This is a genomic window from Streptomyces olivochromogenes, from assembly GCF_021538895.1.
Taxonomy (GTDB): Bacteria; Actinomycetota; Actinomycetes; order Streptomycetales; family Streptomycetaceae; genus Streptomyces; species Streptomyces olivochromogenes_A.
Map to the genome: position 1 here is coordinate 40,007 of NZ_JADDRL010000048.1, position 18,247 is coordinate 58,253.

Genomic DNA, 18,247 nt, shown 5'->3' on the forward strand with positions numbered 1-18,247 from the left:
GGCGCCGGGTGCCCGCGCCTCACCCCACCTTCTCGATGACCGCGCGCCGGATCAGGAACTTCCCGGGCTCCCGGACCTGCTCGAAGGCGGCGTTGTTGAGCAGCACACAGCTGCCGGAGACCGAGGTGACCTTCACCGTCGTGGACTTGTTGTTGTCCAGGTTGGTGACCTTCAGCGTCGTCCCCGCGGGGAACTGGCTGCTGGAGGCCGCCGGGGCGCCGCCCTCGCCGGAGAGCGTGACGGTGGAGCCCTTGCAGACCTGCTGGCCGGCGGCGGCGCCCGCGTTCCCGGCATTGCCCGCGTTCCCGGCGTTGCCTGCGTTGCCCGCGTTTCCGTTGGCACCGGCGGCGGGCTGCGAGGGCTGGCCGGCCTGCTGGTTCCCCTGGCCGTTGGCCTGCCCGTTCTGCGCGCCCTGGGAGCCCTGAGCCGACTCCCCAACCGCGCAACCGGACGCCTTTTGCTGGACCTTGATCTGCGCGATGACCGCCTCGCGGTTGGCGATGCGGGCCGCCGACTGGGCGTCCGGATTGGCCTTCTGGCCGTCGATGAACTTCTGGTTGTTGCCGAGGGCCGTGGCCAGCCCCTGGCAGACCGAGGAGTCCGCGGCGGACAGGGTCCGGGCCTTCTGTGGCGGTGCCGCGTTCGACGTGGTCGCCAGGGCGAAGGCCCCGCCGCCCGCCACCGCCGCGGCGCTGACCAGCAGCGCGACCTTCTTCTTCGTGCTGACAGTTCTCCTACGCGACATGCGCGCCTCCTGAAGAGGTAGGGGAGCGTACGCCGTTATGTACGAGGTGCCGAACGACGTTACTCAGTGGTTTTCGAAGCCTCTGAAGTAACGTGCGTCACACCGGAGTTGAGAAGAGCTCAGCTTTTGTTCCGGGACAGGGCGTCCTGCACGGCCTCCTCCGTGCGGGCCACCAGTGCCGTGCCGTCGTCCGCCGTGATGATCGGGCGCTGGATGAGCTTGGGGTGCTCGGCGAGGGCCTTGATCCAGCGCTCGCGCGAGGCGTCGTCGCGCGGCCAGTCCTTGAGCGCCAGCGCCTTGGCCGCCGACTCCTGGGTGCGGGTGATGTCCCACGGTTCGAGACCGAGGCGCGCCAGTACGTCCCTGATCTCGTCCTCGCTCGGTACGTCCTCCAGGTAGCGGCGGACGGTGTAGTCGGCGCCCTCGGCGTCGAGCAGGCTGATCGCGCTGCGGCACTTGGAGCAGGCCGGATTGATCCAGATTTCCATGCCGCCCACGGTAGCTCGTGGTACCCGAAAACCCGTGCTCCACCTGCGTCTCAGCCGCCCCGAAAGCCCTGGTGGCCAGGGGGTTTTGTCAGTGGTGGGCAGTAGAATAGAAGCAGTGTTCGAGGGTGTTGCCGGGGGCGCCGAAGTCTCCGGCGGGCGACGCCCTGACCGCGACAGGAGGATGCCTGTGCCCGCTGCCGCACTGAAGCCGAAGTCGACTCCCAAGCCGCTGCCGACCCAGTCCACCACCAAGCGTCCGGTCCGGATGGACCTGCCGTACGCGCCCATGGACAAGCGCCCGCTGCCGCCCGGACGGCCGCGCGAGTGGTACGTCACGCACAACCGCCGCCTCAAGGCCATGCGGCTGGCCATAGCCCTGCTCGACTCGGGTGTCTATGTGCCGAACCAGGCCCGCAACGAGACGATCCGCAGCACGGCGGAGATGATCGGTGTCCATCCGCCGTCGGACACGACGTGCCACATGGTGCGGGCGTTCATGCGGTATTCGCGTTAGCCGTGGCGCCGGGTGCCCTGCGTTTCTCGGGCACCCGGCGTCCGTGCTTGCGCCTGAATGATGCAGGCCGGTGCTGAGTGGTGCCGTTACGCCGACAACTGCTTCTCCACCGGTGTACGGAATCTGGGCGTCACTCTCGCCTCGCCCAGCCAGGTGCGCAGGCGGGCCGCCTCCGCCTCGATCGCCGCCTTCGCCTCGCGGTCCACGCCCTGCTCGTCCAGGATCCGGCAGACGATCTCGCCGTCCGCCCGCTGGGCCCACCCGCCGACGACCCGCCCGTTCCACCACACCGTCGGCCCCACGTTGCCGCTGTAGTCGAAGAGGTGGGGGCGCAGCTCGGGCGCGAGATACCAGTCCCGGTCCTTCCAGCCCATCGCCGTCGGATCCAGCGCGGGGAGCAGGGCCGCCCAGGGCTCCACCGGCGCCGTCACCGGCTGGTCGTCGGCCACCACGTACCCGGTGCCGCCCGTGTCCAGCGACACCGCCTGCGCCACGATCGCCGCCAGCGCCCGCCGTACCTCCGTCACCCGCCACCCGGTCCACCACTTCAGGTCGGCCTCCGTCGCCGGACCGCAGGTCGCCAGCCAGCGGCGCAGCAGCTCGGCCTGGGCCTCGGCGGCGTCCAGCTCGGGGTGTGCGGGGGCGAGCGCCCAGCGGAACTGGCTCGACGTCCAGGAGCCCAGCGGGCGGCCCCGGACCACCTTTCCCTCCACGCCCAGCACCCGCAGCAGCCGCGTCGAGACCGTGTGGACACCCTCGTAGCTCTTGCCCGCCGCGTACGCGAACTGCTCCCGCAGGCGCGGTTCGTCGGCCGCCAGCTCCGTCGCCGTCGCCTGCCCGCGCCGCGACAGCGCGGCCAGCGTCGACTCCTCGACCTCCGTCAGCCAGGCCGCGTCCGGCGCGCCGGCCTTCGCCATGTCCTTGAGCAGGCCGGCCCGCTCGCGGGCGGCCACGGTCAGGCTCGTCGAGGCGTGGACCACGGCCGTGAGATCCGTGGGGAACGACCACACCGTGTGCCGCATGCCGTGCATCCGCACCAGCGCGCGGTCCTCGTACAGGGCGCGCTCGGTCCGCGCCACCGTGTCGGCCGGTTCCGCGAGCCGCGCGCCCACCGCGAGGTACACCGTCGCCGGGTCCGAACCGTGCAGCGCCACCAGCGAGGCCGCCACGTCCTCGGGGGCCGCCGCCCGTGACGAAGGGGCCAGACGGTGGCGCAGGGCCAGCCGCGCCCGCCGCTCCGCCACGCCGATGTGCCGCCGCCCGTCCTCGCCGCCCATGCGTCCTCCGCCCACGTCCGCCACGCCTTGATCCCATCCTGGCGGACGCCACTGACAATCGGCCCCCGTCACCCGTTTCGCCGTCTGGGCATGCGGACCCCCACCCGCGCGGCCTTGACTTCGAACAGACAGTCCATGAGGTGACGGGAGCAGGTGACGGGACCCAGGGAGGAGCGCCCCATGACCACCCCCGCCGATCGTGCCGACCGTGGCAAGGCCGCCCGCAAACGAGTCCCCCGCACGGCGCACGCGCTCTGGCTCCCATCCGTCGACCGGCTCGATCCCGTCGCCGTACTGGAACGGCAGGGCCGGGACCGGCTGCCGGAACTGCTGCCGCTGCGCTACGGGCGGATGATCGCCTCGCCGTTCTCCTTCCTGCGCGGCGCCGCCGCCGTCATGGCCGCCGATCTGGCCGCCCAGCCGCACACCGGGCTCACCGTGCAACTGTGCGGCGACGCCCATCTGCTCAACTTCGGGGTGTACGCCTCCCCGGAACGGTCCCTGCTCTTCGACGTCAACGACTTCGACGAGACCTTCCCCGGCCCCTTCGAGTGGGACGTCAAGCGGCTCGCCGCTTCCATCGCCGTGGCCGCCCGCGACAACGGCCAGAGCGAGACGCAGGCCCGCGCGGCCGTGCTGGGGGCCGTGGGCGCCTACCGGATCTCCATACGGCGGCTCGCCCGGCTCGGGGAGCTCGCCGTCTGGTACGAGCGCATCGAGGCCGACAGCCTGCTGCCCCTCGTCCGTTCCGCCCAGCGCCGCAGGCGCGTCGAGTCCAGCCTCACCCGGGCCCGCCGCCGCACCAGTCTGCAGGTCCTCGGGAAGCTGACGGAGGAGGCCGGCGGGCGGCGGCGCATCATCCACGACCCACCGCTCCTGGAACCGGCCTGCGCCTCCGACATGGCCTCCCTGCGCAAGATCTTCAGCGACTACCGCTCCACCCTCTCCGAGGAGCGCCGCATCCTCCTCGACCGCTACCGCTTCGTGGACGCCGCCCGCAAGGTCGTCGGCGTGGGCAGCGTCGGCCTCCGCTGCTTCATCGTGCTGCTGGCCGGACGGGACGGCGAGGACCCGCTGTTCCTGCAGATCAAGGAGGCCAGGAAGGCCGTACTGGAGGAGCACCTGCCCACCGGGCCGTACGTGCATCCGGGGCACCGGGTGGTGGCGGGGCAGCGGTTGCTCCAGGCCGCGAGCGACATCTTCCTCGGCTGGATGACCGGGCCGCAGGGACGCGCCTTCTACTGGCGCCAGCTGCGCGACATGAAGGGCTCCGCCGACGTCGCCGGGATGACGGCGACCGGGCTGCTGGAGTACGGCCGGATGTGCGGCACCGCCCTGGCCCGCGCCCACGCCCGCTCCGGCGACCGCGTCGCCATCGCCGGCTACCTGGGCACCGCCGACACCTTCGACCGTGCCGTCACCGACTTCGCGCAGCGCTACGACCAGACCGTCGCCGACCACGCGGCCCTCGCCGCCGCCGTCGAGGCAGGGGTGGTGTCGGCGACGCGGGAGGCCTGAGGCCGGGGAGACGGGGGATGCCGGGGAGACCTGCGGAGGGGGCCCGGCCGCACCGCTGCGGCAGGGCGACCGTCAGCCGTACCGCTCCAGTAGAGCGCGCACGTACGCCTCCAGCCGGGCGCTCAGCACCTCCAGCTGGGCCGCCAGCAGGTCAAGGCGGCGGTCCAGATCCTCCTCGTCGACCCGGACCCGGCCCGGCAGTCGGGTCGTCAACAGGCAGGGGTGGTCGCAGTGTTCGGCCGTCGCGTCCAGCGCGAGCGGGGTGGCCGCCGGAAGAACGGCTTCAGCCCGACAGCGGGCGGGAGTCGGCGATCGTACGGCCCTCGGGCAGCTGCTCGGCCGGCCAGGACCGCGTGGTCGTCCGGCCGCCGTCCCCGAGGCCCGTCAGCAACGCGTCCGCGAACTCCCGGCAGTCGTCCGGGTGGTCCTGGAACCACAGGCCCAACTGGTGGGTGGCATCCGGGAGTTCGAAGCGGGTGAACTGGGCGCGGGTGGCCATCGACTCCTGGACGGCCTCCGTCACCGGCGGCGGGATGACCGCGTCCGTGCCCGGCACCGCGAGCACCGCACGCCCCTCGAAGCCGCGCAGCACGTCGAGCGCGGGGGACCGGCGCCAGCTCTCCGGCGTCCGGATGACCGCGCTGAACCGTCCGTCTCCCTCCCCGAACGGCAGGTCCCACGCCTCGGGCGCGTACACCGCGGGCGCGCACAGCCCCAGCGCCGCGACCCGCTCGCCGTAGTACCGGGCGAGGTCCGCCACCGTCTGCCCGCTCATGCTGAACCCGACCAGGGCCAGCGGCTCGGCGGCGGGCACCCGCGCGTCGATCACCGCCACGGCCTGCTCGAACCGCCGCCGCAGGCTCAACTCCCGCAGCGCGCCGGTGCTGTCGCCGTGCCCGGAGAAGTCGAAGGCCACGCCCCGGCAGCCGCGCGCGACGAACTGCGCGAGCAGCGGCCGCAGTCGCTCCTTGCTGCCCCTGCCCGCGCCGTGCAGCAGCACCACGGCGGCCCGCCCGGGACCGCCGCCGTACAGACCGCGGAGGTGCTCACCGTCGTACGCCTGAGTGAAGGTGTCGAGCTCGCTCATGACGCCCATTCACTCACGGAAAATTGGGATGCACGGTGCGTAGCCGCGTCCCTACTCTGGAGTCACGTCGATCACACATCCAAGCGAACGGAGGACCGTCATGGGCACCATCGTCCTGTCCGGGACCGCCGTCCTGGTGATCCTGGGATTCGGAAACCACACCTGGTGGCTCGCCGCCGTCGCCGTCCTCTGCCTCTACGTGCGGTACGGGCGGGCCGGAACCCCGTCCGCGGGCGGGACGGGACAGCCGGCCGCGCCCGCCACCTACCAGGCCTACCGCGAGCGCCGTGACCGCCAGGCCAAGTGGGAGCGCCGCTACCGTCGCGAGCACCCCTTCGAGGCCCGGCGTCAGGAGCGCGAGAAGAGCCGGTGAGGCTCGGGGGCGCCCCGGTCACAGACCGGGCGCGCCCCACACCGGGAACCAGCGGCTCAGGTCCTGCTCGATGCGCAGGTCGTTCGCGAGGACCGCCTTCACCTGGAGCTCCAGCGCGTTGTCGCGACGCTCGGCCCCGCCGGGCAGCGGCGCGAAGGGGTAGAAGGAGCCCCGCTTGTAGAGGTAGACCAGAGCCAGGGCACGGCCGGAGTCGTCCCGGAAGGCCGCCAGCGAGCACAGCAGCTGCGGCCCGAAGCCATTGATCTCCATCGAGCTGTTCACCGCGTGCAGGTCGTTGACCAGCTGCGGCAGCTGGCCGGGGTCGCGCCGCGACACCAGCCAGGAGTAGCCGTAGTCGTCCCGCCGGAGTTCGACCGGGGGACCGGTGCGGTCGGCGTCCGCGTCGAGGAGCGCCTGGACCTCCCGGTGGATCTGCTCGAAGGCCGAGCCCTCGACCGTGGCGAAGCACACCGCGCCGCTCCCGGTCGGCGTGAAGCCGGCCGCCGCCTGGAGCGTCACGGCCGCCGAGGGAAGCGCGAACAGCTGGTCGAGGTCGGGTGCGACGGGCTTCGTACGGCCCAGGAGGATGTCCAGGATCCCCATGCTCAGTCCGTCCTCCCTGGCTTCCCCGGCTTCCCCGGCTTCGCCGCCTCACCCAGCTCGGCCGAGATCCGGCCCAGCTGCTCCAGCCGCTGCTCCAGGCTGGGGTGGGTGGAGAAGAGCCGGGACAGGCCGGGCTCGGCGCCCAGGGCCGGAGTGAAGTAGAAGGCGTTGAAGGCCTGGGCCGTGCGCAGGTCCTTCGTCGGGATCCGCGCGATGTCCCCGGTGACCTTGGTCAGCGCGGAGGCCAGCGCCGAGGGCCGCCCGGTCAGCAGCGCGGCGGCGCGGTCCGCGGCCAGCTCCCGGTACCGGGACAGCGCCCGGATCAGCAGGAAGCTGATCGCGTACACGGCCGCCGAGACGCCCATCACCGCGGCGAACACCACGGCCGTGTTCTGGTCCCTGCGCCCGCCGCCGAACAGCTGCGAGTAGAAGGCGAACCGCACGATCAGTCCCGCGATCACGCCGAGGAAGGACGCGATCGTGATCACGGCGACGTCCTTGTGCGCCACGTGCGACAGCTCGTGCGCCAGCACGCCCTCCAGCTCGCCCGGCTCCAGCCGTCGGAGCAGCCCGGTGGTCACACAGACCACGGCATTGTCGGGATTCCGCCCGGTCGCGAACGCGTTCGGCATATCCATGTCCGAGACGGCGACCACCGGCTTGGGCATGTCCGCCATGGCGCACAGCCGGTCGATCACCGCGTGCAGCTCCGGATACTCCTCGCGCTCCACGACCCGCCCGCGCATCGCGAACAGGGCGATCCGGTCGGAGAACCAGAACTGCGCCACGAACATCGCGCCGATCACGACGACGACCAGTACCCAGGACTTCAGCAACACGATCAGTGCGGCGATGAACCCCACGTACAACAACCCGAGCAGGAACAGCGTGACCCCCATGCGCGTGGTCAACCGCCGATCGCTCCGGAAGCGGCTCTGCATCTTGCCTCACCTCGCAGTCAGGCACTCGTCCCGCTGTCCAGTGTGCACCTGTGGATTGTCATGAGGTGGTTCCGAACGACCCTAGGAGCAGCAAAAGGTCCCGGTACGTCGGCGCGGGTGCGCCCCGCTAGTACGACGAGCCCTAGTAGGCCCGGCGGGGCGCGTCCCGGTGGACCTAATAAGGGGAGCGCAGCTGGATGTATCCCAGAACGACGATCACCGCGGCCACACAGCCGAGCACGATGGTCGTCGACACCCAGGACGAACGGCGGGGCCCCACCGGGTCCGGGTCGGCGCGGAAGGGCGCCGGGTCCGGCGGGTTCTCCTTCCAGCGGGCGGCGAGCATGCGCGCGCGGGCCGAGGGCTCTTTGTGCTCGGCCGAGTTCGCCCACTTGTAGTCGAACTCGTACTCCGAGTCGTCCTGTTCAGACATCCCCGTTCAACCTCTCTCGTACGACAGAGTCAGGAGGGATGATCTCCCGATTGTAGGAAGTATGTGAAGCGTCGGCGGTTGCACAGGATGCCGGGTGGTCGACGGGCAGCTAGCATCGGATGTTGAGAGCCGTGATGCGGGCTGCGCCCCTGGATGGCGTCGTCCCAGCTCAACGGGGCCCGACAGTCCCGTTCCGTGTCATCGGGCGGCACCACCTACGACCTCACCGCATATGTCGCACCGAGGTCGCGGCCATCCGTCTCGTGCCCGCAAACCGCACGAGGGGGTGGAAGGAGGTACACCATGAATGCACCGCGTATCAGGCGTCTCGCCGCACTGTCCGCCGTCTCCGTTCTGATGGCCGGTGGCGCCGCCATCGGCGCAGCCGGTACGGCCTCGGCAGCCACCCCGAACCAGGTCTCTCAGGTCTCCCAGGTCTCCACGGGGCGTGGCTGCTTCAGCTGGGGCAACTGTGGCGGCTTCGGCTTCAACAGCGGCTTCGGTTTCAACAACGGCTTCGGCTTCAGCCCCTTCGGCTTCAACAACGGCTTCGGCAGCAGCGGCGTCGTCGTAGTCGTCGTGGGCTGACGAAGGCGGTGTGACACAACCCTGAGCACGGCGGAGGGCCGCCACCGCGACAATCGCGGCGGCGGCCCTCACCGTTGCACAGGGCGCCCGACGGGCGGCCCGCTCACACGTCGAAGTACAGCTCGAACTCGTGCGGGTGCGGACGCAGCTGCAGCGGAGCGATCTCGTTCGTGCGCTTGAAGTCGATCCACGTCTCGATCAGGTCGGACGTGAAGACGTCGCCCGCGAGCAGGAACTCGTGGTCGCGCTCAAGGGAGTCGAGGACGGCCGGGAGGGAGGTCGGGACCTGCGCCACGTTCGCGTGCTCCTCGGGAGCCAGCTCGTAGAGGTCCTTGTCGATCGGCTCGGCCGGCTCGATCTTGTTCTTGATGCCGTCCAGGCCCGCCAGGAGCAGGGCCGAGAAGGCGAGGTACGGGTTGCCGGAGGAGTCGGGCGCGCGGAACTCGACGCGCTTGGCCTTCGGGTTGGAGCCCGTGATCGGGATGCGCATCGCGGCCGAGCGGTTGCGCTGCGAGTACACCAGGTTGATCGGCGCCTCGAAGCCCGGCACCAGACGGTGGTAGGAGTTCACCGTCGGGTTGGTGAAGGCCAGCAGCGACGGGGCGTGCTTGAGGATGCCGCCGATGTAGTAGCGGGCGGTGTCCGACAGGCCGGCGTAGCCCTGCTCGTCGTAGAAGAGCGGCTCGCCGCCGGTCCACAGGGACTGGTGGACGTGCATGCCCGAGCCGTTGTCACCGAAGATCGGCTTCGGCATGAAGGTCGCGGTCTTGCCGTTGCGCCAGGCCACGTTCTTCACGATGTACTTGAAGAGCTGGAGGTCGTCGGCGGCCGCGAGCAGCGTGTTGAACTTGTAGTTGATCTCGGCCTGGCCGGCGGTGCCGACCTCGTGGTGCTGGCGCTCGACCTTCAGGCCCTGCTTGTCCAGCTCCAGGGAGATCTCGGCGCGCAGGTCGGCGAAGTGGTCGACCGGCGGGACCGGGAAGTAGCCGCCCTTGTAGCGGACCTTGTAACCACGGTTGTTCTCCAGGGCACCGGTGTTCCAGGCGCCGGCCTCGGAGTCGATGTGGTAGAAGGACTCGTTCGCGCCCGTCGCGAAGCGGACGGAGTCGAAGACGTAGAACTCGGCCTCGGGACCGAAGTACGCGGTGTCCGCGATACCGGTGGAGGCGAGGTAGGCCTCGGCCTTCTTCGCCACGTTGCGCGGGTCACGGGAGTACTGCTCGCCCGTGATCGGGTCGTGGATGAAGAAGTTGATGTTGAGCGTCTTGTCGCGGCGGAACGGGTCCACGCGGGCGGTGGACAGGTCCGCGCGGAGCGCCATGTCGGACTCGTGAATGGCCTGGAAGCCCCGGATCGAGGACCCGTCGAAGGCAAGCTCCTCGTCCGGGTCGAACGCGCCGACGGGCACCGTGAAGTGCTGCATCACGCCCGGCAGGTCGCAGAAACGGACGTCGACGAACTTGACGTCCTCGTCCGCGATGAACTTCTTGGCCTCGTCGGCGTTCTGGAACATCCAGCTCCTCCTACTCCCGACCGTCCTCGCCGGGGTGGTAGATCGTTCGTGCTGCCAGTGCGGTGGCACACTCAGGCCTCGACCCTAGGGACGGGTGATTTCTCGGGCGTGACCCATTTGTTTCGCAGAAGTTAACCGGCCACGGTTCCACCCTAGCCCCGGGACACCCCGCCGTCCCGTGGGCAATTGCGGGCGCAGTACCGTGGACGGGTGGACAACAGGCAAGCAATGGGATCGTGGCTCTCCGGGCCGCGCGCGGCCATGGAAGAGGCCGGTGCCGACTTCGGATACCGGGGCGAGCAGCTCGGTCTGCCCCAGGAGGGGCCGGGCTCGATCGCCCGCCCGGGACGCCGGCTCGGGGCGCTGGCCGTGGACTGGGGACTGTGCGTCTTGATCGCATACGGCCTGATCACTGACGGCTACAGCCCGGCGACCAGCAACTGGGCGCTGCTCGTCTTCTTCGTGCTGGGCGTCCTGACCGTCGGCACGGTCGGCTTCACCCCCGGCAAGCGGCTCTTCGGTCTGCGGGTGGTCGGCGTGGACACCGGTCGTGTACAGCCGCTGCGGTCCCTGGTCCGCACGCTCCTGCTGTGCCTCGCCCTCCCGGCCCTGATCTGGGACCGCGACGGCCGCGGCCTGCACGACCGGCTGGCACGGACCGTCGAGGTGCGGATCTAGTCCCGCGTACGACGAAGGGGGCGCCCGGATCACTCCGGGCGCCCCCTTCGTGTTGCTGGGGTCAGCGGGCCTTCGGACGGTGCCTAGCGGGCCTTCGGACGGTGCCTAGCGGGCCTTCGGACGGTGCCTAGCGGGCCTTCGGACGGTGCCTAGCGGGCCTTCGGACGGTGCCTAGCGGGCCTTCGGCCCGCCCTTCGGCATCCGCATGCCCTTGGGCATCGGGCCCTTCGGCAGCGGCATGTTGCTCATCAGGTCGCCCATGGCGCGCAGCCGGTCGTTGGTCGTGGTCACCTGCGGTCCGGTCAGCACGCGCGGGAACTTCAGCATGGTCGTGCGCAGCTTCTTCAGCTCGACCTGGCCCTCGCCCGTGCCCACGATCACGTCGTGCACCGGCACGTCCGCGACGATCCGGTTCATCTTCTTCTTCTCGGCGGCCAGCAGGCCCTTCACCCGGTTCGGGTTGCCCTCGGCGACCAGCACGATGCCGGCCTTGCCGACCGCGCGGTGCACCACGTCCTGGCTGCGGTTCATCGCCACCGCGGGCGTGGTCGTCCAGCCCCGGCCGATGTTGTCCAGCACGGCCGCCGCGGCGCCCGGCTGGCCCTCCATCTGCCCGAAGGCGGCCCGCTCGGCCCGGCGGCCGAACACGATCGCCGTCGCGAGGACGGCGAGGAGCAGGCCCAGGATGCCGAGATAGACGGGGTGACCGATCAAGAAACCGATCGCGAGGAAGACACCGAGGATGCCGATGCCGACAGCCGCGAGTACAAGGCCGATCTTCTTGTCGGCCCTGCGGGTCATCTTGTACGTCAGGGCGATCTGCTTCAGTCGCCCGGCATTCGCAGCGTCCGCTGCGGTTTCCTTCCCAGCCATGCCACGAAGTCTACGTGGCCCCGGGAGTGCCCACGACGGCAGTGCCCGGTGGGAAGGCGTCAGGAGCGGGAGGCGGCCTGTTCCAGGACTCGCTGCGCCTCGACCCGGTCCTTGGCGCGACGGCGATCCTCCAGGACGGACGTCCAGGCGTTGCGGCGGGCGGTGCGCTGTCCACCGCTCATGAGCAGGGACTCGACGGCGCGGAGCGCGTCGGTGAACGACGGGATGGCGGTGGCGCGAACGGGCGCGGCCTGCATGGCGGGGGTCTCCTCAGGACGTGAGTACGTGGCGTGATACCAGGGTCACTGATTGGTGTTACCAGGGCGTGACCGACCGGTCAAACACCAATGAAACCTTGATACGTGTCCCGGAAACGCTGACGCGGCCCTGACGTATGCCCTCATCTGCGAGGACGGTCAGGACCGCGGCCAAACGGTTATTACTGCCCGGTAGCTCCTAGTGCGTGAATTCACACGGCCTGGGAGGCGATGTACGTGCCGCGCTTTTCGACCGCCATCCGGTACAGCCGGCCGGCACGGTACGAGGAGCGGACCAGCGGGCCGGACATCACACCGGAGAAGCCGATCTGCTCGGCCTCCTCCTTGAGCTCCACGAACTCCTGCGGCTTGACCCAGCGCTCCACGGGGTGGTGCCGCACGCTCGGCCGCAGGTACTGGGTGATGGTGACCAGCTCGCAGCCGGCGTCGTGCAGCTGCTTGAGCGCCTCGACGACCTCCTCGCGGGTCTCGCCCATGCCGAGGATCAGGTTCGACTTGGTGACCAGGCCGTAGTCGCGGGCGGCCGTGATGACCTTCAGGGAGCGCTCGTAACGGAAGCCGGGGCGGATGCGCTTGAAGATCCGCGGCACCGTCTCGACGTTGTGCGCGAAGACCTCGGGGCGGGACGAGAAGACCTCTTCGAGCTGCTCCGGGACCGCGTTGAAGTCGGGGGCGAGGAGCTCGACCTTGGTGCGGCCGGCCTCGCGCTCGGCGGTCTGCTGGTGGATCTGGCGCACGGTCTCGGCGTACAGCCAGGCGCCGCCGTCCTCCAGGTCGTCGCGGGCGACGCCGGTGATGGTGGCGTAGTTCAGGTCCATGGTGACCACGGACTCGCCCACGCGGCGCGGCTCGTCCCGGTCGAGGGCCTCGGGCTTGCCGGTGTCGATCTGGCAGAAGTCGCAGCGCCGGGTGCACTGGTCGCCGCCGATGAGGAAGGTCGCCTCGCGGTCCTCCCAGCACTCGTAGATGTTCGGGCAGCCGGCTTCCTGGCAGACCGTGTGCAGGCCCTCGCTCTTCACGAGGTTCTGCATCTGCGTGTACTCGGGACCCATTTTCGCCCGGGTCTTGATCCACTCGGGCTTGCGCTCGATGGGGGTCTGGCTGTTGCGGACCTCCAGGCGCAGCATCTTGCGTCCGTCGGGTGAGACTGCGGACACGACCGGCTCCCTGCTGATTGCTTTGAGTAGTCTTCGATTCCTCGGCGTACACCAGCGTACGCCCGTGCTTGTTGGGCCCCGTCGGTGAGGCCGACCTGCGGGCCTCGGGGTCCATTCCCCCGTCGGGCGCCGCTCTACGCGGTCGCCGGCGCCTTCTCGATCACACGCGGCTGCAGCTCCGCATGTTCCAGGATGTCCGTCAGGTGCCGCTCGACCACCGGCAGGACCTCCTCCACGGAGAGGTCCCGGCCCAGCTCGCCTGCGAGCGAGGTGACGCCTGCGTCGCGGATGCCGCACGGGATGATCCGGTCGAACCAGGCGTTGTCCGGGTTCACGTTGAAGGAGAAGCCGTGCATCGTGACGCCCTTGGCGACGCGGATGCCGATCGCGGCGATCTTGCGGTCCTCGCGGCGCTGGCCCGCGTTGGAGGGCGCGTACTCCGGGCCGTTCAGGCGGGGGTCGAACTCCTCGTCGGTCATCCGCGGGTCGAGGTCGAGGGAGAGTCCTCCGAGTGCCGGGCGCTGCTCGACCGGGTCGCCGAGGACCCACACGCCGCTGCGGCCCTCGATCCGGGTGGTCTCGACGCCGTACTCCGCGCAGGTGCGGATCAGCGCCTCCTCCAGGCGCCGCACGTGCGCGACCACGTCCACCGGGCGGGGGAGCTTCTGGATCGGGTAGCCGACCAGCTGGCCGGGGCCGTGCCAGGTGATCTTGCCGCCGCGGTCCACGTCGATGACCGGGGTGCCGTCGAGCGGTCGCTCGCTGTCCTCGGTGCGGCGGCCCGCCGTGTAGACCGGGGGGTGCTCCAGGAGCAGCACGGTGTCGGGAATCTCGTCGGCGAACCGCGCCGCGTGCACCCGGCGCTGCTCGTCCCACGCCTCCTGGTAGTCGACGGCCTCAGCGCCGAACCCCATGCGGACGAACCGCAACTCACTCACGGCAAGCGCCTCCCTCGGGCGATGGGTGTGTCAGGCATGTAACGCGCCCAAGCCACTGTACGTCCGCCTGCCGCGCGTCAGCCCTGGGGGCAATCCTCACACGATCGGATGAATGAGCGGCGAAGTGTGCGACCGGCCGCTCACTCTCCGCTACATTCGCGCCGTTCACGAGGCCATAAGGGCTGCTCACAGGCAATCCGGGCACAACACGCCCGAAAGGCAGGAGACCGCACCGCAGATGACGGAACGACCCGCGCAGCGCACCCCCAACCGCCAACTCGCCGCGCTCATCTCAGAAGCGGGGTTCTCCAACGCAGGTCTGGCCCGTCGCGTCGACCAGCTCGGCCTCGAACACGGGCTGGATCTCAGATACGACAAGACATCCGTGACCCGGTGGCTGCGCGGGCAGCAGCCCCGGGGCACCACCCCCGCCCTGATCGCCGAGGTCTTCACGCGTCGGCTCGGGCGCCGGCTCAGCGCCCAGGACCTGGGCCTGGACGCCTGTGCGCCGGTGTACGCCGGGCTGGAGTTCGCCGCCACCCCCGAGGAGGCCGTCGACATCGTCAGCGGGCTGTGGCGCAAGGACTCCGGCAGCCACGCCGAGCTGCGCAAGATCGCCTTCACCCCGGCGGGCCTCGTCGTGCCCAGCCGGGACTGGCTGATCGGCCGGGCCGACGACAGGGTGGCCCGCGGCGAGCCCACCGTCCGGGTGCCCGTCCAGAGCCGCCCGGCCCCCGCCAAGCCCATCGCCCTGCCCGCCCAGGTCGCGCCCCCGGCGCGCCCGCGCGCCCAGTCCGAGCGCGGCCCCGGCCAGAAGGTCACCGGCGGCGACATCTCCGCGCTCCGCTCGGTCGGCGACCTGTTCCGCTCCCTCGACGACCAGTACGGCGGCGGCCACGCCCGCCAGGCGCTCGTGCGCTACCTGGAGCACGAGTGCGAGCCGATGCTGCGCGGCAGCTACGGCGAGCAGACCGGCCGCCGCCTGTTCGCCGCGGCCTCCGACCTGACCCGGCTGGCCGGCTGGACCTCGTACGACATCGCCGCGCACGGACTGGCCCAGCGCTACTTCGTCCAGGCGCTCCGGCTCGCCCAGGCGGCCGGCGACCGGGCCTACGGCTCCTACGTCCTGGTCACCATGAGCCGCCAGGCCGTCTACCTCGGGCACGGCCGGGAGGCCGTCCAGCTGGCGCGGGTGGCGCAGCAGGGGGTCGGGACCAACGCCCCGCCCGTGGTCCAGGCGCTGCTGCACTCTGCCGAAGCCCGCGCGCACGGCGTGCTGGGCGAGGTGCGGGCGTGCACCGGCGCGCTGGTACGCGCCGAGCGCGCCCTGGAGGCGGCCCGGCCCGGGGACGAGGTGCCGTACTGGGCCCGCTTCTTCGACGAGGCGCAGCTCGCCGACGAGTTCGGGCACTGCCACCGGGACCTGCAGCAGTTCCGCGCCGCCGCCCAGCACGCCGAACGCTCCCTGCAACTGCGTGCCCCCGCCTTCGCCCGCAGCCGCCTGTTCTGCCGGGTCGTCCTCGCTACCGCCCGCCTCGGCCTCGGCGAACTCGACCAGGCGTGCACGCTGGCCGCCGAGGCGGCGGGGCAGGCGGCGGAGATGCGCTCGGTGCGGGCGCTCGAATACGTCAGGGACTTCGAGCGCCGGCTGGAGCCCTACAAGGACGCGGCGCCGGTCCGGGGGTACCGGGACAGGGTCGCGGCCCTCGGGTGACCGTGACCGGCGCCCGGCCGGTTCAGGCCGCCCGACGCATCGCCGGCAGCGGGTCCGCCCGGTGCAGCGAGCCCGCCGCGCCCAGGTCCGCCAGGATCGCCGAGGCGGCGCGGTGGGCCGAGTGCAGGGCGCCCTGGACGGTGCTGGTGTCGCGGTGGTCGCCGCAGACGTACAGGCCCGCCAGCAGCCGTACGGGGCGGCGCAGGTCGTGCGGCGGGCGCATCGCCGGGACTGCCTCGGCGGTGTGGTGCACGGCGAGGGTCTCCCAGCGGTGGGTGGAGGTGCCGTAGAGCCGCGCGAGGTGCATGCGGACGGCGGTGTCGACCTCGTCGGGCGGGGTGCCCAGCACGGTCGACGACACGAGCGCCCGGCCCGCGGGCGCGCGGCTCGGGTCGACGTTGCTGACGACCGCGGTGTGCGCGACCGGGCCGCCGCGGTCGGCGTCGAGCAGCAGCGAGGCGCCGGTGGACAGGTCCGCCGGCTCGTCCGTGGTGTGGTGCACCACCGTCACCGGGTGGAAGTCCGGTACGCGCAGGCCGGGCAGCAGCCCCGCGGCGGCCCGCGCGTCGGTGGCCAGCAGGACGGCACGGCAGCGGATCTCGCCGTGCTCCGTGGTGGTCACCGAGGTCGTGGAGACGGAGGTGGCGCGGACGCCGGTGTGCACGGTGCCGGGCGGCAGCGCGCGGGCGAGCAGCTCCGGCAGCACCTCGGCGCCGCCCTCCGGCACGCACAGCCGCCCGCTCGCGAAGGCGCGCAGCGCGAGGTCGGCGCACCGGCTGGACGTGGCCAGCTCCGGGTCGCAGAGCAGGGCGGCGAGCAGCGGGCGCAGGAACGCGTCGATCGTCCGGGCGGGCACCCCGCGGGCGGCGAGGGCCTGGGTGGCGGGCAGTTCGGGGCGGGCCAGCATGCGCTCGACGGGCGTACCGGCGGTGCGGGAGAGCAGCGCGCGCAGCCGGGCCTGGTCGACGGCGCCGCCCACCGGCGGGCCGGTCCGTACCGGCGACACGGCCGAACCCCGGGGAGCGCTCGCGAGGGCGCGCACGGCGTGGAGTGCGCCCCTCGCGCTCCCGCCGGGCGCCGGAGTGCCCGCCCGGTGCCGCCGTCCGTCGTGGTGCAGCAGCACGCCCGGCGCGAAGGAGCGCAGGACGAGGGCGTCGAGGCCCGGTGTCAGGCGCAGCTCGGGATACGACGTGGACAGGAGCTGTCCGATCCGATCGAGCCGGAAGCCGTCGACCTTCTCCGTCGACATGCGGCCGCCCACGTAGGGGGCGGCCTCCAGGACTGCGGTCGTCACTCCTGCGCTGGTCAGCCGATGGGCCGCAGAGAGGCCGGCGATCCCGGCTCCTACGACGACGACGTCCGCCTGGTACGCGGGCTCAAGCACGTGGCCCCTCCTCAGGGTTGCGCGGCCGGTGGAGACGTCATGCCCCCAACTGGCTCCAGGGATACCCGAGTTCGCGTCGAGGTTAGGTGCGTGATCGGTCAAGAACAGTCGCGCATGGACAGAGCACGGTCGCACGACGGTCGCATACGGTCACACGTACGGTGACCGCCCTCCACGGCGCCGCGCGAGCCCGGCCTGATCCAAACGAGGGGCCCTAGGTCAGCGCCGCGCGGATCGCGTCCTCCGCGGTCGGGAAGGCGAACGTGAACCCCGACTCCAACAGGCGTGTGGGCAGCACCCGCTGGCTGCCGAGGACGTCGCCGGCCATCTCGCCCAGGACCGTGCGCAGCACCGGTGCCGGGACGGAGAAGAGCGTCGGGCGGTTCAGCACGCGGCCCATCGCCTCGGTGATCTCACGGTTCGTCAGGGGCTGCGGGGCGGTCACGTTGAACGGCCCGGACAGGCCGTCGGTCTCCAGGAGATGGCGGATCGCCGCCACCTCGTCGTGCAGCGCGACGTACGACCAGTACTGCCGTCCGTCCCCCAGCCGGCCGCCGAGCCCGGCCCTGAACAGCGGGAACAACCGGCCCCAGGCCCCGCCCTGCCGGGCCACCACCAGCCCGGTGCGGATGAACACCGTCCGCACGCCCGCCTCCTGCGCCGGCGCCGCGGCCTCCTCCCACTCCACGCACACGGAGGGCAGGAAACCGTCCCCGGGCGGCGTCTTCTCGTCCACGGCACGGTCCCCGGTGTCGCCGTAGATGCCGATCGCGCTGCCGTTCACGAAGACGCGCGGCGGCACCTCCAGGGCGGCGACGGCCTCCGCCAGCGCCGCCGTGCCGAGCACCCGGCTGTCCCTGATCTGCTTCTTGTACGCGTCCGTCCACCGCCGGTCGCCCACCCCGGCCCCCGCCAGGTTGACCACGGCGTCGCAGCCGACGAGCCCGGCGGCGTCCACGTACTGCCCCTCGGGGTCCCAGCAGACCTCGTCCGGGCCGTGCTGTCCATGCCGGACCAGACGCACCACCTCGTGCCCGTCCGCGGCCAGGGACCGCACCAGAGCACTGCCGATGAGACCGGACGCGCCGGCCACCGCGATTCGCGAACGTTCCATACGTCCATCCTGCCCCCTCGCGTCTATGGTG

At 71.4% G+C, this 18,247-nt stretch carries 19 protein-coding genes and 1 pseudogene; 6 read left to right on the top strand and 14 right to left on the bottom strand.

Annotated features, from left to right (window positions below):
• Positions 1-19: 19 nt before the first annotated feature.
• Both IPZ69_RS24040 and IPZ69_RS24045 read right to left on the bottom strand, forming a co-directional pair.
• The gene (locus tag IPZ69_RS24040) at positions 20-745 is read right to left on the bottom strand and encodes a septal ring lytic transglycosylase RlpA family protein (protein WP_235456381.1); all 726 of its coding nucleotides are present in this window, start codon (positions 743-745) and stop codon (positions 20-22) included.
• Positions 746-864: 119 nt separating this feature from the next.
• The gene (locus IPZ69_RS24045) at positions 865-1,233 is read right to left on the bottom strand and encodes an arsenate reductase family protein (protein ID WP_235456382.1); all 369 of its coding nucleotides are present in this window, start codon (positions 1,231-1,233) and stop codon (positions 865-867) included.
• Positions 1,234-1,420: 187 nt separating this feature from the next.
• On the opposite strand from IPZ69_RS24045, the gene IPZ69_RS24050 reads away from it, so the two are divergent.
• Positions 1,421-1,747, top strand: coding sequence for a hypothetical protein (locus tag IPZ69_RS24050; protein WP_235456383.1), 327 nt, complete (start codon positions 1,421-1,423; stop codon positions 1,745-1,747).
• A gap of 86 nt (positions 1,748-1,833) precedes the next feature.
• On the opposite strand, the gene IPZ69_RS24055 is transcribed toward IPZ69_RS24050, so the two are convergent.
• Entirely contained in the window at positions 1,834-3,024 is a 1,191-nt protein-coding gene (locus IPZ69_RS24055; protein ID WP_235456420.1) for a winged helix DNA-binding domain-containing protein, read from the bottom strand.
• A gap of 180 nt (positions 3,025-3,204) precedes the next feature.
• On the opposite strand from IPZ69_RS24055, the gene IPZ69_RS24060 reads away from it, so the two are divergent.
• Positions 3,205-4,542 (top strand): DUF2252 domain-containing protein, encoded by a 1,338-nt coding sequence (locus IPZ69_RS24060; protein WP_235456384.1) that lies wholly within the window; start codon positions 3,205-3,207, stop codon positions 4,540-4,542.
• 132 nt (positions 4,543-4,674) lie between these two features.
• Here IPZ69_RS24060 and IPZ69_RS24065 read toward each other — a convergent pair.
• A pseudogene (locus IPZ69_RS24065) lies at positions 4,675-5,638 on the bottom strand (alpha/beta hydrolase); the annotation flags it as partial.
• A gap of 91 nt (positions 5,639-5,729) precedes the next feature.
• Here IPZ69_RS24065 and IPZ69_RS24070 point away from each other — a divergent pair.
• Positions 5,730-6,002 carry a hypothetical protein gene (locus IPZ69_RS24070; RefSeq protein WP_235456385.1) on the top strand — a complete coding sequence of 91 codons (273 nt, stop codon included), beginning with the start codon at positions 5,730-5,732 and terminating at the stop codon, positions 6,000-6,002.
• Between the two features lie 18 nt (positions 6,003-6,020).
• Here IPZ69_RS24070 and pspAB read toward each other — a convergent pair whose 3' ends face one another.
• The 3 genes from pspAB to IPZ69_RS24085 form a co-directional block, all read right to left on the bottom strand.
• Positions 6,021-6,605, bottom strand: a complete 585-nt coding sequence (gene pspAB, locus IPZ69_RS24075) for a PspA-associated protein PspAB (protein ID WP_235456386.1) — start codon at positions 6,603-6,605, stop codon at positions 6,021-6,023.
• A 2-nt stretch (positions 6,606-6,607) separates the two neighbouring features.
• The gene (gene htpX / locus IPZ69_RS24080; RefSeq protein ID WP_235456387.1) at positions 6,608-7,546 is read right to left on the bottom strand and encodes a zinc metalloprotease HtpX; all 939 of its coding nucleotides are present in this window, start codon (positions 7,544-7,546) and stop codon (positions 6,608-6,610) included.
• Between the two features lie 175 nt (positions 7,547-7,721).
• Entirely contained in the window at positions 7,722-7,979 is a 258-nt protein-coding gene (locus IPZ69_RS24085) for an SCO2583/SCO2584 N-terminal domain-containing protein (protein WP_235456388.1), read from the bottom strand.
• Positions 7,980-8,282: 303 nt separating this feature from the next.
• Here IPZ69_RS24085 and IPZ69_RS24090 point away from each other — a divergent pair, with 303 nt between their 5' ends.
• Positions 8,283-8,567: a hypothetical protein gene (locus IPZ69_RS24090; protein WP_235456390.1), complete on the top strand. Its 285-nt coding sequence runs from the start codon at positions 8,283-8,285 to the stop codon at positions 8,565-8,567.
• A 103-nt stretch (positions 8,568-8,670) separates the two neighbouring features.
• Here the strand turns inward: IPZ69_RS24090 and glnA are convergent, their stop codons facing one another.
• Entirely contained in the window at positions 8,671-10,080 is a 1,410-nt protein-coding gene (gene glnA, locus IPZ69_RS24095; RefSeq protein ID WP_235456391.1) for a type I glutamate--ammonia ligase, read from the bottom strand.
• A 210-nt stretch (positions 10,081-10,290) separates the two neighbouring features.
• Here glnA and IPZ69_RS24100 point away from each other — a divergent pair, with 210 nt between their 5' ends.
• Entirely contained in the window at positions 10,291-10,758 is a 468-nt protein-coding gene (locus IPZ69_RS24100; protein ID WP_235456392.1) for an RDD family protein, read from the top strand.
• Positions 10,759-10,929: 171 nt separating this feature from the next.
• Here the strand turns inward: IPZ69_RS24100 and IPZ69_RS24105 are convergent, their stop codons facing one another.
• The 4 genes from IPZ69_RS24105 to lipB form a co-directional block, all read right to left on the bottom strand.
• Complete coding sequence (locus tag IPZ69_RS24105) at positions 10,930-11,631, bottom strand: DUF4191 domain-containing protein (protein WP_235456393.1); 702 nt, start codon at positions 11,629-11,631, stop codon at positions 10,930-10,932.
• Between the two features lie 59 nt (positions 11,632-11,690).
• Positions 11,691-11,888, bottom strand: a complete 198-nt coding sequence (locus tag IPZ69_RS24110; protein WP_235456394.1) for an SCO2195 family GlnR-regulated protein — start codon at positions 11,886-11,888, stop codon at positions 11,691-11,693.
• A gap of 212 nt (positions 11,889-12,100) precedes the next feature.
• The gene (gene lipA / locus IPZ69_RS24115) at positions 12,101-13,066 is read right to left on the bottom strand and encodes a lipoyl synthase (RefSeq protein WP_235456395.1); all 966 of its coding nucleotides are present in this window, start codon (positions 13,064-13,066) and stop codon (positions 12,101-12,103) included.
• Positions 13,067-13,200: 134 nt separating this feature from the next.
• Positions 13,201-14,004 carry a lipoyl(octanoyl) transferase LipB gene (gene lipB, locus IPZ69_RS24120; protein WP_235456396.1) on the bottom strand — a complete coding sequence of 268 codons (804 nt, stop codon included), beginning with the start codon at positions 14,002-14,004 and terminating at the stop codon, positions 13,201-13,203.
• 238 nt (positions 14,005-14,242) lie between these two features.
• Between lipB and IPZ69_RS24125 the strand changes: the two genes are divergently transcribed.
• Complete coding sequence (locus tag IPZ69_RS24125; protein WP_235456398.1) at positions 14,243-15,718, top strand: regulator; 1,476 nt, start codon at positions 14,243-14,245, stop codon at positions 15,716-15,718.
• Positions 15,719-15,740: 22 nt separating this feature from the next.
• On the opposite strand, the gene IPZ69_RS24130 is transcribed toward IPZ69_RS24125, so the two are convergent.
• Together IPZ69_RS24130 and IPZ69_RS24135 are read right to left on the bottom strand one after the other, a co-directional pair.
• Entirely contained in the window at positions 15,741-17,102 is a 1,362-nt protein-coding gene (locus tag IPZ69_RS24130; protein ID WP_235456399.1) for an NAD(P)/FAD-dependent oxidoreductase, read from the bottom strand.
• Between the two features lie 214 nt (positions 17,103-17,316).
• On the bottom strand, positions 17,317-18,216 hold the full coding sequence (locus IPZ69_RS24135) for a TIGR01777 family oxidoreductase (protein ID WP_235456400.1): 900 nt from the start codon (positions 18,214-18,216) through the stop codon (positions 17,317-17,319).
• Positions 18,217-18,247 lie beyond the last annotated feature (31 nt).

Coding starts and splice junctions, on each gene's coding strand:
- IPZ69_RS24040 (WP_235456381.1), bottom strand. CDS start 745: ATGTCGCGTAGGAGAACTGTCAGCACGAAGAAGAAGGTCGCGCTGCTG.
- IPZ69_RS24045 (WP_235456382.1), bottom strand. CDS start 1,233: ATGGAAATCTGGATCAATCCGGCCTGCTCCAAGTGCCGCAGCGCGATC.
- IPZ69_RS24055 (WP_235456420.1), bottom strand. CDS start 3,024: ATGGGCGGCGAGGACGGGCGGCGGCACATCGGCGTGGCGGAGCGGCGG.
- IPZ69_RS24060 (WP_235456384.1), top strand. CDS start 3,205: ATGACCACCCCCGCCGATCGTGCCGACCGTGGCAAGGCCGCCCGCAAA.
- IPZ69_RS24070 (WP_235456385.1), top strand. CDS start 5,730: ATGGGCACCATCGTCCTGTCCGGGACCGCCGTCCTGGTGATCCTGGGA.
- pspAB (WP_235456386.1), bottom strand. CDS start 6,605: ATGGGGATCCTGGACATCCTCCTGGGCCGTACGAAGCCCGTCGCACCC.
- htpX (WP_235456387.1), bottom strand. CDS start 7,546: ATGCAGAGCCGCTTCCGGAGCGATCGGCGGTTGACCACGCGCATGGGG.
- IPZ69_RS24085 (WP_235456388.1), bottom strand. CDS start 7,979: ATGTCTGAACAGGACGACTCGGAGTACGAGTTCGACTACAAGTGGGCG.
- IPZ69_RS24090 (WP_235456390.1), top strand. CDS start 8,283: ATGAATGCACCGCGTATCAGGCGTCTCGCCGCACTGTCCGCCGTCTCC.
- glnA (WP_235456391.1), bottom strand. CDS start 10,080: ATGTTCCAGAACGCCGACGAGGCCAAGAAGTTCATCGCGGACGAGGAC.
- IPZ69_RS24105 (WP_235456393.1), bottom strand. CDS start 11,631: ATGGCTGGGAAGGAAACCGCAGCGGACGCTGCGAATGCCGGGCGACTG.
- IPZ69_RS24110 (WP_235456394.1), bottom strand. CDS start 11,888: ATGCAGGCCGCGCCCGTTCGCGCCACCGCCATCCCGTCGTTCACCGAC.
- IPZ69_RS24125 (WP_235456398.1), top strand. CDS start 14,243: ATGACGGAACGACCCGCGCAGCGCACCCCCAACCGCCAACTCGCCGCG.
- IPZ69_RS24135 (WP_235456400.1), bottom strand. CDS start 18,216: ATGGAACGTTCGCGAATCGCGGTGGCCGGCGCGTCCGGTCTCATCGGC.